At 59.3% G+C, this 13,866-nt stretch carries 11 protein-coding genes; all 11 read right to left on the bottom strand.

Annotation, left to right across the window (positions count from 1 at the left end):
- Positions 1 to 173: 173 nt before the first annotated feature.
- The 11 genes from deoC to ACFSYH_RS10195 all read right to left on the bottom strand — a co-directional run bounded on the left by deoC (position 174) and on the right by ACFSYH_RS10195 (position 13,369).
- Complete coding sequence (gene deoC / locus ACFSYH_RS10245; RefSeq protein WP_377466866.1) at positions 174 to 881, bottom strand: deoxyribose-phosphate aldolase; 708 nt, start codon at positions 879 to 881, stop codon at positions 174 to 176.
- Positions 882 to 918: 37 nt separating this feature from the next.
- Complete coding sequence (locus tag ACFSYH_RS10240) at positions 919 to 2,040, bottom strand: adenosine deaminase (protein ID WP_377466865.1); 1,122 nt, start codon at positions 2,038 to 2,040, stop codon at positions 919 to 921.
- A 25-nt stretch (positions 2,041 to 2,065) separates the two neighbouring features.
- Positions 2,066 to 2,980 (bottom strand): hypothetical protein, encoded by a 915-nt coding sequence (locus ACFSYH_RS10235; protein ID WP_377466864.1) that lies wholly within the window; start codon positions 2,978 to 2,980, stop codon positions 2,066 to 2,068.
- Positions 2,981 to 3,058: 78 nt separating this feature from the next.
- The gene (locus tag ACFSYH_RS10230; protein ID WP_377466863.1) at positions 3,059 to 4,366 is read right to left on the bottom strand and encodes a thymidine phosphorylase; all 1,308 of its coding nucleotides are present in this window, start codon (positions 4,364 to 4,366) and stop codon (positions 3,059 to 3,061) included.
- Positions 4,367 to 4,825, bottom strand: coding sequence for a cytidine deaminase (locus tag ACFSYH_RS10225; RefSeq protein WP_377466862.1), 459 nt, complete (start codon positions 4,823 to 4,825; stop codon positions 4,367 to 4,369).
- A 139-nt stretch (positions 4,826 to 4,964) separates the two neighbouring features.
- Positions 4,965 to 6,257 (bottom strand): ABC transporter permease, encoded by a 1,293-nt coding sequence (locus ACFSYH_RS10220; RefSeq protein ID WP_377466861.1) that lies wholly within the window; start codon positions 6,255 to 6,257, stop codon positions 4,965 to 4,967.
- Complete coding sequence (locus ACFSYH_RS10215) at positions 6,254 to 7,486, bottom strand: ABC transporter permease (RefSeq protein ID WP_377466860.1); 1,233 nt, start codon at positions 7,484 to 7,486, stop codon at positions 6,254 to 6,256. The genes ACFSYH_RS10220 and ACFSYH_RS10215 overlap by 4 nt, the downstream gene beginning before the upstream one ends.
- A complete protein-coding gene (locus ACFSYH_RS10210; RefSeq protein ID WP_377466859.1) occupies positions 7,483 to 9,066 on the bottom strand; it encodes an ABC transporter ATP-binding protein in 1,584 nt (527 codons plus the stop codon). The genes ACFSYH_RS10215 and ACFSYH_RS10210 overlap by 4 nt, the downstream gene beginning before the upstream one ends.
- Before the next feature lie 185 nt (positions 9,067 to 9,251).
- Positions 9,252 to 10,385, bottom strand: coding sequence for a BMP family lipoprotein (locus ACFSYH_RS10205; protein WP_377466858.1), 1,134 nt, complete (start codon positions 10,383 to 10,385; stop codon positions 9,252 to 9,254).
- A 372-nt stretch (positions 10,386 to 10,757) separates the two neighbouring features.
- Complete coding sequence (locus ACFSYH_RS10200; protein ID WP_377466857.1) at positions 10,758 to 11,954, bottom strand: amidohydrolase; 1,197 nt, start codon at positions 11,952 to 11,954, stop codon at positions 10,758 to 10,760.
- A 290-nt stretch (positions 11,955 to 12,244) separates the two neighbouring features.
- The gene (locus ACFSYH_RS10195) at positions 12,245 to 13,369 is read right to left on the bottom strand and encodes a mannose-1-phosphate guanylyltransferase (RefSeq protein WP_377466856.1); all 1,125 of its coding nucleotides are present in this window, start codon (positions 13,367 to 13,369) and stop codon (positions 12,245 to 12,247) included.
- Between the last annotated feature and the right edge of the window lie 497 nt (positions 13,370 to 13,866).

Genomic DNA, 13,866 nt, shown 5'->3' with positions numbered 1-13,866 from the left:
GTGCCGGACATGCAAACAGTTGCCGTCAAAAGAACAGAACTCCCGATACACCCGGTGGGGCATTCTTCATCCGAGTGCACGACCACAGGGTGTACAACCGCGAGAAAAATGCCCCACCGAAAAGATCTGCGCCAAGAGACTCGCCCTACAGCGCAGAAGCAGCCATGTAAGACTCAGTAGCCCGAGGAATCTCCGGAAACTTCGTCTGAGGAACCGCTCGCGACGCCGTCAAGCACCGCCTTGGTGCCAGACAGACCCAAGCGGGTTGCGCCAGCGGCAATCATCTCAAGCGCAGCGGCGCCAGTGCGTACGCCGCCGGAGGCCTTCACTCCAAGACGTGGGGCGACGGTCTTGGCCATAAGCGATACGGCATGAACGGAAGCGCCACCGGCCCCGTGGAAACCAGTCGAGGTCTTCACGAAGTCAGCGCCAGCGCGCTCGGAGGCTTCGCATGACTTAACAATCTCTTCATCGGTCAGGGCTGCTGACTCGATGATGACCTTCAGTACGGTCGGCGCAGGTGCAGCCTCACGTACCGCACGAATGTCGGATTCAACGAGGTCCCAGTTTGCCTCCTTGACCGCACCGAGGTTGATGACCATGTCGATCTCATCAGCGCCGTCCACGACCGCCTGGGCTGCTTCGGCAGCCTTCACTGAAGACTTCACGGCACCCGAGGGGAAACCGATAACGGTTGCAACCAAGACGGAGGTTCCCTCAATGGCGGTTACTGGGAGGTGTGATGGGGATACGCAGATCGAGTAGGTGCCCAGTTCGGCGGCCTCGGCGACAAGGGCGTTGATGTCTGCGGTGGTGGTTTCTGGCTTGAGCAGGGTGTGGTCAACGATTGCTGCGACGTCTGCTGCGGTTGGGGTGGTCATGGGTTTCTCCGTTCGGTTGGGCTGCGTGGATGGAAATTCACAAAGATCTTTTCAGGACTTGAGAACCGAGCACCTGCTCATACTGTGCGATGATTCGCTCCCCCAGTTCGTGGCGTTCATCATGGTGGATGAACGCGCTCCATGCTGCGGCTAGCGTCACGTCGCGCAAGTCGTCGAAGGTCCAGTTCGCTTCTTGGACGAGACGGGCCATCTCGTGGCTCATTGAGGTTGCGGACATCAACCGGTTGTCGGTGTTGATTGTGACGGCGAAGTCGAGGTCACGCAGCCCACTCACGGGGTGTTGCGGCAGTTCACGAAGCGGGTTGCCGTCTGCGTCGAGCGCGGCATCGGTTTGCAGGTTTGAACAGGGGCAGACCTCGAGCGCAATTTGATTGTCGCGCACCCAGTTGGCCACTCGTCCCAGGCGAGGGTTGTCCGTGCCGAATCCCTCGATGTCCTGGGTGATCCGCACCCCGTGCCCGATGCGCAGAGCCTGGCCTAGGTGAACTGCCTGGCTGATCGATTCAATGCCATCAGCTTCACCCGCGTGAATGGTCACAGGGAATCCGGCATCGTTGAGCTTGCGCCATACCTGTGGGAAGCGGTTTGGTGGAAAGCCGTTCTCGGCTCCTGCAATGTCAAAACCGACAGCGCCACGATCCCTGTTGGCAAGCGCAAGGTCCGCGATCTCGTCCCAACGGTCAGCGTGTCGCATGGCGGTCACGAGCTGCCCGACTCGGATGGAGCCGCCGCGCGAGGCAACGGCAGCCACACCCTCATCGATTCCCTGTTGAACAGCGTCGAAAGCCTCCTGAAGGCTGAGACCTCCGGCAACGTGCTGTTCCGGTGCCCAGCGGCTCTCCACGTACACGGCACCGTCTGCCGCGTGGTCCTCAACCATCTCACGCGCGACCCTGCGCAACCCTTCCACAGTCTGCATCACGGCGACCGTGTGCCCAAATGTTTCCAGATAGCGCACAAGCGACCCTGAGTTGGCGGCCTGACTGAACCACGCACCCAGTTCCTGCGGGTCAGTAGCGGGCAGTTCGTAGCCAGTCTGTGCGGCCAATTCGATGATCGTTTCCGGGCGCAGGCCACCATCGAGGTGATCGTGCAGCACGACCTTGGGCAATGCTTTGATCGTCTCAGTGACGTCCATCGAATACTCCTTGCATGAATAATGGCTATGGCTTGGGCATGATGGCCCACGTGATGTGTGTCCATCCACCAAGTTGACTTTTGGGAACCTTACGGTCGATCAATTGACGCAACGTGACCTGTGAGTTGGTGCCGGTGGAGGGTTCATACAGCAGGAACTCCGGATCGAAGGCCTCTTCCTGCTCGGTTGCTCGCTTCACTTCGTCCAGTTTTGACTGGATTTTCGCTTCGAGTTCTTCGAGCTTTCGCTCCATCTCGCGTTCCGCGTCAAGCCCGGCGGTTGCTTCACCAACTGCGTCCGCGTCCACCTGCGCGAGTTCAAGCTGACTCTCAGCCGATTCGTCGGCAGTTTCAGCCTGCGGTGGGCTATGCAACACGACTACGTGGCGCGGCACGGCTGCTCCGAGGCCCATGGAGGTGTCACCGCCGACGTACAGCAATACGGGGAATCCACGTAACGCGCACTGTGCGGCATGCGTCAGCACCCGTGTGGACTGCGGCAATGACGTATCCACGACCATGCGATGGAAGTATTCGTGCCCTGCAAATCGTAGTTCGCGGGCGGCTCCCCAGGGTGGAGTGCCGAACCTTCGGGGCCAGCCAAATACAAATTTCCGACGATTCGTGCGGTCCTTGATCTCGTGTTGCAGCATGTTGAAGACGGTTTGCGCCTCCGTTCCCACTGTTCCAGCGAGAGTTGCGGCCTCGGCAGAGGCCGGGTCGCTCGCTTTCGCGAGCACAACCGATGCGGAGCCGCAGGTTGTTCCGTCCACCTGTACTGCACGGCATTCATCGCCCAGTTCAACGGGACCTTCGCTCACCCCCAGCCGCCACGCGCTTTCGTCGCGATCAGTCAGGTACGGCGGAACTGCAGGCAGGCGTCGCCTACCCGCGTACAGGCCATAGAGGAAGGTGGTGAGTTGAAAACCCGTTGCAGCCAAAGACGCTCCCACAACACATAGACATCTGATCCTGCTGCCAGCCTACCGGTTCACGGCGGCTGGCAGCAGGATTCACGATCAGCTAATGCGGTCGATGATGAGCTTTGGTGCTTCGAACGCGTTAGTGTCCTCGATGACCGCCGCGGTCTCGGCGATCTCGATTGCACGTGCGAAACGCTCAGGCGTGTCTGTGTGCAGCGTCATGAGCGGTTGACCAGCGGTGACCGTGTCACCTGGCTTCGCATGCAACTCGATACCTGCGCCTGCCTGCACCGGGTCTTCCTTACGCGCGCGGCCAGCGCCAAGACGCCATGATGCAACGCCGACACCATAGGCATCGAGCTTGGTGAGCGTACCTGAAGCCTGCGCCGTGATGACGTGCTGCTCCTGGGCCACCGGCAGTGGAGCATCATTGTCACCGCCCTGGCCGGCGATCATCGCACGCCACTTGTCCATCGCACGTCCATCGCTCAGTGCAGCGCGAACCTCTGCATCGTCAACGTCCTTGCCCGCGCCCTGAAGCATTTCAACGGCGAGTGCCACGGTCAGATCGACAACGTCTGCTGGGCCACCGCCCGCAAGAACCTCGACGGACTCACGGACCTCAAGCGCATTACCGATGGTCAGTCCGAGCGGCGTCTCCATATTGGTCAGAAGCGCAACGGTGTGGACTCCCGCATCCTTACCAAGATCCACCATGGTGCGGGCGAGTTCCCGGGCATTCTCCTCATTCTTCATGAAGGCGCCTGAGCCAACCTTTACATCGAGCACAAGAGAACCCGTGCCTTCTGCAATCTTCTTGCTCATGATCGACGATGCGATCAATGGAATGGCCTCAACCGTTCCCGTGACGTCACGCAATGCGTAAAGTTTGCGGTCAGCGGGAGCAAGACCGGAGCCTGCCTGGCAGATGACGGCACCGACGGTGTCGAGCATGTTCATCACCTCGTCGTTGCTGAGCGCAGCACGCCAACCAGCAATCGACTCGAGCTTGTCGAGCGTGCCACCAGTGTGGCCCAAACCGCGGCCTGAGAGTTGTGGAACCGCAACATCGAAAACCGAGACGAGTGGTGCCAGTGGGAGCGTAATCTTGTCGCCCACACCACCCGTCGAGTGCTTGTCGGAGGTTGGGAATCGCAGTGACGAGAAGTCCATCCGTTCACCCGAGGCAATCATCGCTGAGGTCCAGGTTGAGATCTCTTGCCGGTTCATGCCGTTGAGCAGGATCGCCATGTTGAGGGCTGCCATCTGGTAGTCCGCAACCGTTCCGTCGGTGTAGGCGGCGATAACCCAGTTGATTTCCTCTGTGGTCAGTACGCGGCCGTCACGCTTTGCCCGAATAATGTCTACCGCGTCGAACTGCGCGGCGTTGGTGTTCGTACTCACTTAAGAAATCTTCTCCTCATAGTGGTCCAGGTCATTCGGGCCGAACCCGTCTGGTAGCACCTGATCCATGGTCTTAAATCCGCGCACTGTGTTCAGCACCAGGTTTGCTCCCCCGTGTTCCCACAGCAGTTGCCGGCAACGTCCGCACGGCATGATGATCTCTCCCGCGCCGTTAACGCACAGGAATCCTTTCAAACGCCCGCCACCCGTGGCCACGAGCTCCGAGATGAGTCCGCATTCGGCACACAGGGTGACCCCGTAGCCTGCGTTCTCCACGTTGCAACCCGAAACAAGCCGACCGTCCGTGGTCCAGGCCGCGGCACCTACCGGATACTTCGAATATGGAACATAGCTACGGGTTGTCATCTGGATGGCACGCGCGTGTAACGCGTCCCAGTCAATGTCACGAGCGAGTTCCTCTGCACGGCCGTCGTGTGCCGCTGGTTCTGTCTGCGTCATTGCCGTCTCCTTCGCGCTCTTGAGCGAACCGCAACGCCGAGCAGTGTGAGGTGCATCGGGTGGGCTAAAGCGCTTAACGTATCTGGGCTAAAAAAATGGTGGGTCCGGGACGAGCCATGAGGCCCGCCCCGGACACGCCTTACTTGACGTAAGGGACACCCTCAGCGGCAGGAGCACGGACCTTACCAACAAGTCCGGCAACCGCGAAGATGGTTGCAAGGTATGGCAGCATTGCCAAGAAGTGCGTCGGTACCGGAGTACCGATAATCGAGAGCGTACCGCGCAGGGCCTCCGCGAAACCGAAGAGAATGGCAGCGGCAAGCGCACCGTTCGGGTTCCAACGGCCAAGGATCATGGCAGCCAGAGCAATATAACCCTTACCAGCGGTCATATCCTTACCAAAACCGATGGCAGCCGCGATCGTGAACGATGCACCACCAAGGCCTGCAACGGCTCCACCAACGATCACGTTGATCCAGCGCGTACGGTTTACCTTGATGCCAACGGTGTCCGCGGCCTTCGGGTGTTCCCCAACTGAACGCAGACGCAGACCCCAGCGGCTCCTGAACAGCAGGAACTGAAGTAGGAACACGCCGATGAACATCAGGTACACGAGGATGTTCTGGTTGAAGAGAACCGAACCAATCACCGGGATGTCCGCAAGCAAGGGAATCTCAATGCGTGGCAGACCGGGTGGCGTATTGAGCGTGGCCTTGTTGTCCTTCAGAACCGTTGAGAACAGGTAACTGGTGATACCCACAACAAGCACGTTGAGGACCACACCGACAACGATCTGATTGACTCGGTACTTAATCGAGAACAATGCCAACAGGACGGCGACCAGACCACCAGCGATCGGTGCGAACAGCAACGCCACATACGCGTTCCCGGCCAAGGTCGCCACAACCGCGGCGGCGAAGGCACCGGCAAGCAACTGACCCTCGATCGCGATGTTGATGACACCGACGCGCTCATTGATCAGACCCGCCATCGCACCGAATGCGAGTGGCACTGCGAACACAAGACCCTGTGACAGCAGCAACGGAATGGGAACGGACTCGGATTTACCTGCGCCAGACCACACGAGGAAGGCGAGAATCCCCAAAATGCCTACAAGTGCCGGGAGCCAGACGCCCGCCTTGCGACGGTTCACCGCGTTGTGTGCGGCATACGCTGCGAGAGCCAGAATCGCCAGCCCAAGGATGATCGCCGTCATACGAGCCGGGATCATCAGCGGGGCAATCTGCACCGCGTCACGCGACGTGGACAGCAGGAAGCGCGATTCTGAACCTGCGGGGGAACCGAGGCCGAAGCCCAGGATCGACAACAGACCGATGATCACATAGGTGATCGTTCCCCTCCAGGAGATAGGAAGTTGAACATTGCCCTCATAAGCCTTGGAGGACGTAGGAAGCGCAGTTGCGGTGCTCATGCTGCGTTCTCCTTCACTGGAACTGGAAGCCTAAAGATTGCGCGCACCAGAGGTGGAGCCGCGATGAGGAGCACGACAAGTGCCTGGACAACCTGGACGATGTCGATGGGTGTACCCGAAGCAGTCTGCATGAGCGGCGAACCCGCACGCAGTGCACCAAATAGAATTGCTGCACCAATGATGCCGACCGGCTTCGACCGTCCGAGCAGCGCCACTGTGATCGCATCGAAACCGATGTTTCCGGCGACACCCTCCTGCAGCACGCCCTCGGTACCAAGAGTTTGGGAGACTCCACCCATACCAGCGAGACCACCGGCAAGGAGCATCACGTACAGGTACATACGCTCAACCTTGATGCCCGCAGTACGCGCCGCATCGGGGTTGAACCCGACAGCGCGGAACTTGAACCCGAGGGTCGAACGCTCCATGAGCCACCAGACACCATATGCCGCCACCAACGCCAAGATGAAGCCCCAGTGCAGACGGAAGTTATCTCCCATCAGCGAAGGGAACATAGCGGTGTCGTAGACTCGCTGCGACACGGGGTTGTTCGAACCTGGCCGCATGAACGCCTGCGTGGTGAGGAGGTAGGACATCAAGAACCCGGCAATGGAGTTCAGCATGATCGTCACGATCACCTCGTTGGCGCCGAAACGCGCCTTGAGGAAACCAGCGATTCCGGCCCACAACCCGCCTGCAAGAGCACCACCAAGCACTGCCACCAAAAGGTGCAGGCCAAGTGGAAGGCTAAACGCAAAACCGAAGAACGCGGAAACGACGGCGCCCAAGATAACCTGGCCCTGGGCACCGATGTTGAAGATGCCGGAGCGGAAACCAACACCGAGGCCAAGACCCGCGAAGATCAGCGGTGTGGCGGCCGTCAGGGTCTCAGTAATCGGCTTGAACTGACGAGCAAAAGTGTTTGCCTGGGGGTCGTAGACGGCCCCACGGAATAGTGACGAGTATGCACTCGACACCGAGTTCCACACAGCGCTGAAGAAGTCGCTCGGTCGAGCGAAGATGTAGCCTGCCGTACGCTGCACCTCAGAGTTGGCGGCAGCGATCAGAACCGCAGCCATGAGCAACGCACCGACAATCGCGAAGACAATGACGGTTGCATTGCTCGCCATCATCTCGCGCAATGCGCCACCCCACCGCGACGGTTGAGGCTGTTCAACAGGTGACTCAGGCGACTGTGGTGCCTGTGCCTGTGGCGTTTCGACGCTCACAGCGCGCCTCCTAACGTGTTGTCAGACGATTCATCGCCCGTGATCTCGGTTGGATGTGCAAGCGCCTGAGCCTGCGCCTCCTCGTACCTCAGACCAGCCATCATGAGTCCAAGCACGTCACGTGGCGTATCGCCAGGGACAATTCCGATAATGCCGCCTTCATACATAACGGCGATACGGTCTGCGAGGTTGACCACCTCATCAAGCTCAGTGGAAACGATGATGACGGCCGTACCGTGGTCACGCTCCTGCACGATGCGCTTGTGGATGAACTCGATCGAGCCAACGTCCAGGCCACGGGTCGGCTGCGAAGCGATGAACAGACGCAACGGACGCGACAACTCACGAGCGAGAACAACCTTCTGCTGGTTACCACCGGAAAGCTGCTTGCCCAGAGCCTTCGAGGACTGCGTACGAACGTCGAACTGTTCGATGTACTGCTCGGTCGTCTTCTGGATGTATGCGAGGTCCAAGCCGCCGCGCTTTGCATACGGCGACTTGTCGTGCTGATCCAGGATCAGGTTCTCTTCGATCGTGAACTCAGCGATCATGCCGTCCGTGGACCGGTCCTCGGGAACAAACCCGAGACCTGCGTCCAGAACCTGGCGGATTGATCTGCCAAGGAGTTCCTTGTCGTCGAGAACAATCGAGCCATTCGCCTTCGGGTGGGCTCCAAGGATCGTCTCAGTCAACTCAGTCTGGCCGTTGCCCTGAACACCGGCGACCGCGAGGATCTCCCCCGACCGCACTTCGAAGTTCACGCGGTCAAGGAGCGGAACGCCCTGATCGGACAGGAGAGTCAGATCGCTGACGGCCAAGCGAACCTCACCGAGTGTGGGCAGGGCCTTCTCGACGCCGAGATTCACTGCCCGTCCAACCATTGCGGATGCAAGTTCGGTTTCGGAGGCCGTTGGATCAGCGGAGCCAACGATCTTTCCGCGACGAATGACCGTGATCTTGTCCGCAACGGCCTTGACCTCACGCAGTTTGTGCGTGATGAAGACGATCGAGGTTCCTGATGCCTTCAACTGACGCATGATCTCAATGAGTTCGTCAGTTTCCTGTGGAGTGAGGACAGCGGTTGGCTCGTCGAGAATCAGAATCCTTGCGTCACGCGAAAGCGCCTTGATGATCTCGACTCGCTGCTGCGCACCGACCGGCAGGTCCTCAATGTATGCGTCAGGGTCAATGTTGAAGCCGAAGCGGTCTGAGATTTCCTTGACTCGCCTGCGAGCTTCCTTGAGATTGATGATTCCGGTCTTACCGGTTGGCTCATAACCAAGAATGACGTTCTCGGCTACGGTAAATACTGGAACGAGCATGAAGTGCTGGTGCACCATACCGATTCCAGCGGCCATAGCATCACCCGGGCCTGCGAAGTTAACCGGCTCGTCATCGAGCAGGATTTCGCCGCCATCTGGGTCATACAGACCATAGATAACGTTCATGAGCGTGGATTTACCAGCTCCGTTTTCACCGAGAAGAGCGTGCACCTGCCCGGGTTCCACAACAAGATCGATCGAGTCGTTTGCAGTGAAGTTTCCAAAGCGTTTTGTGATGCCGCGAAGTTCCAGCTTCATGCTGTAGCGCCTTCCGCGTTCATGTGCTGTCGTAATGGGGTCGGCGGGGACGGGGACCGCCAAGGATGCGTTGCGCTGGTTTATGCCTGACGGCTGCGAACGACTTAATGGTGGCGCGCAATGAGCCGTGACCCTAACTCAAAGGGATTCAGAGTCACGGCTCACTTGCTTGCGCCTACCGGTTATCAGTTAACCGGGGATGCGCTTGGCGATTCAACCTTGAGGTTGCCAGCGATGATCTCGGCGCGGAGGTTCTCAACTTCCTCACGAACCTCAGCCGAAACAGCGTCTTCGAGGTTGTGGTAGGAAGCGATGCCCACGCCACCGTTTTCAAGGGTTCCAACGTATGGCGTTGGGTCCCACATACCGTCCTTGGCCGAGCGAACCGTGTCGAATACCGACAGGTCCATTGCCTTGAGGACCGAGGTCAGGAGGATGTCCTGGTACTGGGTGTACTTGTCGAACGCGTCGGTGTCAACACCGATAACGTAGACGCCCTCGTGCTCGATGGCAGCTGCCATCGCGCCCTCACCAACTGGACCGGCGACTGGCATGATGATGTCTGCACCCTGGGAGATGAACTGCTCGGTGAGTTCCTTACCCTTAGGAATTTCATCGAAGGTCTCGGTCATCGAGCCGGACTGTGCTTCCTTGTCCCAACCGAGAACCTTTACATCGGTTCCCTTGTCCTCGTTGTACTTTGCGACACCGTCAACGAAGCCATCCATGAAGATGGTGACTGATGGGTAAGGCTGTCCACCGAAGGTGGCAACCGTACCGGTCTTGGTGGTGCCGGCTGCAACATAGCCAGCGAGGAACGCGGCCTCGTGGGTGTTGTAGAGAAGTGGCTTAACGTTGTCGAGCGTAATTGGCTCGAAGGTCTCTGGGTCAGACAGTGCGGAGTCGATCAACGCGAAGTGGCTCTCCGTGTTGTTCTGCGCCGCAGTGAGGGTAGCGTCAGCAAGGTTGAAGCCAACGTTGAATACCAGGTCACAGCCCTGCTGAACCATCGAGTCAACGTTCGTGGTGTACTGACCTGCGTCAGTGGACTCTGCGGAAGCAATCTGGATGCTCAGTTCAGACTTTGCGCGCTCAAGGCCCGAGTAGGAGGTCTCGTTGAACGAGTTGTCATCGAATCCACCGAAGTCGGAGACCATGCAGCCGAGGAAGTCGACAGCGGGTGCGTCGTCCGTGGTCTGGGTAGCCGATGGGTCATTCGTTGGCGAGGTGGTGTTCTCAGTCTCTGGAGCGTCACCACATGCGGTAAGAACAAGAGCTGCAGCTGTAGTCAGTGCAGCAACGGATGCGAACTTCTTCACGTAAGTTCTCCTGTTTCGATCGGGGAAGGACTCCCCATACCCAAAGAACTTATGAAAGCTCAAGAGCTGGGGATCGAGCATCGACGCTCGGTGCATCGCTTATCTCGAGTTAAGACTCGGGAATCACTGTTAACAATAGACGTTAAGCCGTTAACGTGCAGCATGCAATAGCCACGTTTCTAGTTCTGTTACCAATCCGAAAGGTTCGTCTCAAGGGCAGATACTGGGCATCCGACCAGTGAGATTGTGGGGACCTGAGTCCCACGCTCCGCACACCCAACCGACTGTCAGTCACATCCACTTGTGCTCCGGTGCCAACCCGTTCCGCGAGGGTTGGCACACTCCGCAACGCTACCTCGCCGTCAGCAGGGCCTACCTCGCGCCGCCTACCGTCGCGGTGCGCGCGAGCATGCGGATACCCGCCAAGATTGCCGACTCGTCGACGATCAAGTCACCCCGGTGGATGTCATATGTCGTACCGCCCGGCGTACGCGTGCCAAGACGCGCGAGCGCGCCAGGCACCTTAGTCAGGTACCAGGCGAAGTCCTCGCCGCCGAGCGACTGCTCGGTCAACGCAACGGCATTCGCCCCCAGGGCGTCACGGGCCGACGCCTCAAGCAGCATGGTGCAGTCCTCATCATTCACCACCGGCGGCACACCGCGCTTATGGTGCATGGACACCTCAACCCCATATGCGGAGGCAATGTGATCAATCGTCTCGTGTAGCACCTCACCGGCACGTTCCCACGCGGTCACATCGAGGCACCGCAACGTCCCCGAGATCACGCCGGATGACGGAATCGCATTCGGGGCCGAACCAGCCTGCACGTGGCCCCACGTGAAGTTAACACCCGCACGAGGGTCGAGGCGACGCCCCAAGACCGAGGGGACCTCCGTGATCATGCGACCTATCGCATAGACGACATCGCCGGTCAGATGAGGACGCGATGTGTGTCCACCCGCGGATGTGACGGTCACCGTCACGGTGTCGCACGCCGAGGTAATCGGCCCAATACGGGTTCCAACTGTGCCCACATCAACCTTCGGCTCACAGTGCACCGCATAGATGCGCTCGACCCCATCGAGAACATCCTGGGCAAGCAAATCAAGCGCGCCGCCGGGCTGCACCTCCTCAGCCGGCTGGAAGATCAAACGCACACCGCGGGACAACTCCCCTCGCCTCGCCATACGCGCAAGCACAAGCCCCAGTCCCAGCACAACGGCGGTGTGCACGTCATGACCGCACGAATGGGAAATCCCATCGTGGATCGACGCGAACGGCAACCCCGTTGTCTCCTGCAGCGGCAACGCGTCGATGTCAGCGCGGAAGGCAAGGAGGCTTTGTCCTGACTGCTCAACGGTCGGCCCGATATCGCAGGTCAATCCCGTGCCGTCGAGGAGTCGTGGCTCAAGCCCCTCCTCACGCAGGCGCGACGCAATCCGCTGCGTCGTGCGAATCTCAGTTCGCGCGATCTCCGGGTGCGCGTGAATATCGCGACGGAACGCGATGACCTCCTGCTCAAGTGAGCGGGCAAGTTGGTCGATCAGCGGTGCATGTTCAAAACTCACCATTCGAGGTTAACGCTTTTGTGCGTCTACCTCGCTATGATCCCACACGTCGGGCATCGCCCGCCGTGAACTCCCGACCCTCAGCGCAAGCCGATCGGACTCCGTGAGGTCTTTTACGTCCAGGGCGCGCACCCGGACGGCCGGCTCTCGCCCATCTGGTTTTGGATTGGCGACGAGTCGGTCGGCTTCCAGCCCCGCCACCCGTTCGAGGGTGAGGTGGGAGGAACAGCGCGAGGTGGGGCAGCGAACTGCGACCCAGGCTGGAAGGCGCCGGATCGTCGGCAGGAAAACTAGGCCAACTCGTCCAGTCCGCGATCGCGCAGCTCGGTGACCACGTCTTTCACGTTTTGCGCTCGCGCACGAGTGGTGACCAGCAGGGCATCATCGGTGTCCACGATGACCACATCGTCGAGGCCAAGGATCGTAATCACACGTTCCGTACGAGGCACCACAACAGACCCTGCACTCTGAATCCGAACCACCTTGCCTGGGTCGCCAAGCACCTTCGAGCCCCTGTGATCATCAGCAGGCAGCAGAGCCGCAAGCGAGTTGAAGTCCCCCACATCGTCCCAACCGAAACTTGCGGGCACCACGGCAACACCACCCGCAGCAGCGGCGGGCTCGGCAACCGCATGATCGATCGCGATCTTCTCAAGGGACGGCCAGACCCGCTCAAGGACCACGTCGCGGTCATCCGTGTCCCAGGCAGCGGCGATCTCAAGAATCCCCGCATGCAGCTCTGGACGATATTCTTCGAGATGACCAAGCAGGACAGACACACGCGAGATGAACATGCCCGCATTCCAGCGGTACTCCCCCGTGGCAAGATAACGCTGAGCGGTCACAGAATCGGGCTTCTCCGTGAAACTCACGACCTGGCGCACTTCCGGCGCGTCCTCGAAGCCAAGCGAAGGACCCCAGTGAATGTAGCCGAACGCCGTGGACGGACGGCTCGCCGCGATGCCGATAGTGGCCACATAACCTTCGCGAGCAGCAACAATGCCCGAACGGACCGCGTGTTCGAACGATGGCTGGTCCGTAATCACGTGGTCGGCCGCAAACGACCCCATGATGACGTCCCCATGACGGTTGCGGAGCACAGCGGCGACCAGGCCGATAGCCGCCATGGAATCTCGCGGTGAGGGTTCTGTCAGGATGTTGCCCTCTGAGACCTCTGGCAGTTGCCGAGCAACAGCCGCCGCATGCCTGTTACCAGTAATGACCAGTACATTCTCGTCTCCCGAGACCTTGGCCAGGCGATCAACGGTCGCCTGCAGGAGGGTACGGCCACTACCGGTCAGGTCATGCAGGAATTTTGGGGCGCCGGTTCTCGAGAGGGGCCATAGCCTCGTGCCACTGCCGCCAGCAGGGATCACCGCATAGAACTCATCGGTTGCTTTAACAGTGTGTGCCATTGTGTTCAGTGCCTTTTCCCGTGTTAGCGATGTCCGGTGGTTGCCGGAACGCTGGGTGTCCCTGCCTTCGGCAAACTCTCTGACGAAGTTTACTCTGCGTTTACCCTGCGTCCCCATCTGAACCGATCCAAGCGCCATGCTGCCCGCAATAGGCAGAGCGTGATCGAATTCACCGAATTTCGCAACATATTTGTAGCGTAAATGGCGTCCAAAAAATGAGATTCCGTCTCACGAATTTCTTTTAAGCGTCCCTGTAGCATCGCCGCAAAGCCCGCGATTGGGCCGATAAGCCCGCATAAACACAGCGAAATCGCAGGCTTTCGGGACAAAAGTCCCCGGCGGTGACATTCCTCGAGAGAGTGCAAGAATTTGTGGGAATCCTCACAATCGAGAGGTTGGGTCGAGTTTTTACATCCCTCGATTCACTTGTCCCCCACAAAATTCACTACAGTTAATGCAAAAGGTGGATATGGACAGTGCCGTCCTCCTTTCCATGA

Source organism: Populibacterium corticicola (genome assembly GCF_042683685.1).
In the GTDB taxonomy this organism is placed as follows: domain Bacteria; phylum Actinomycetota; class Actinomycetes; order Actinomycetales; family Cellulomonadaceae; genus Timonella; species Timonella corticicola.
The sequence above is the reverse complement of the archived record's forward strand: the minus strand, read 5'-3'. Positions and strand labels throughout refer to the sequence as shown.